Below are 835 nucleotides of genomic sequence, written 5' to 3' on the forward strand. Positions count from 1 at the left end.
GAACACCCGCACGCTGCTCCAGATCCGGGTCACCGGCACACCGGCCGAGCCGTACGACACGCGCCGGCTCGCCGACCGACTACCCGGGGCGTACGCGCACAGCCAGCCGCCGCCGATCGTGCCGCAACCGGCGTACGACGCCGCGTTCGGCACCCACACGCCGCGTCCGACGCTCGTCGGCGCGCGGGACGGCTCGGTCACGTTCACCCCGCCCGGCGCGGCGGCCCCGGTCACGCTGCCGCTGGCGGTGAAGTCGGTCGGGCAGGTGTTCGAGCCCCGGCACGGCCGCGCGGTTGGCCGCCTCGGAGTCGGCCACCCGGTCAGCGGGCCGCTGCTGCCGGCCACGCTGCCGCTGGGCCCGGTGGAACCCGCCACCGAGGTGCTGCACGCCACCGACCCGGCCGTGCCGGTCGGCGCGCCGGGCGACGGCACGCAACTGTGGCGGATCGTCGGCGACGCGCCGCGCACCCATCTGGTGCACATCGAGGGCTGCGACGTGCAACTGGTCAACCGGGTCGGCTGGGACGGCACGCTGCGCCCGCCCGAGCCGGGCGAGCTGGGCTGGAAGGACACCGTCCGGGTCAACCCCCGGGAGGACGTCGTGGTGGCGCTGCGTCCCGTACCGCCGCCCCTGCCGTTCAAGATCAGCGACAGCGTACGGCTGCTCGACCCGTCCCGGCCCGCCGGCGCGCGGCTGGACGCGAGCCCGGTCAGCCCGGCCGACGGCCGCCCCGCCACGGTGGTCAACCAACTCGTCAACCTGGGCTGGGCGTACCGCTGGCAGACCCGCTCGGCGGGACGGCGCGACCAGGGCCTGTGCCGTCCGCTGGTGCTG

At 76.5% G+C, this 835-nt stretch carries 1 protein-coding gene; it reads left to right on the top strand.

Translation table 11 applies throughout. The features are described 5' to 3' along the window. A partial coding sequence (locus KBX39_RS32210) for a multicopper oxidase domain-containing protein (protein ID WP_210874203.1) occupies positions 1-835 on the top strand: 835 nt, incomplete at both ends.

The organism is Micromonospora sp. D75, assembly GCF_018070405.1.
GTDB classification, from domain to species: Bacteria; Actinomycetota; Actinomycetes; order Mycobacteriales; family Micromonosporaceae; genus Micromonospora; species Micromonospora chalcea.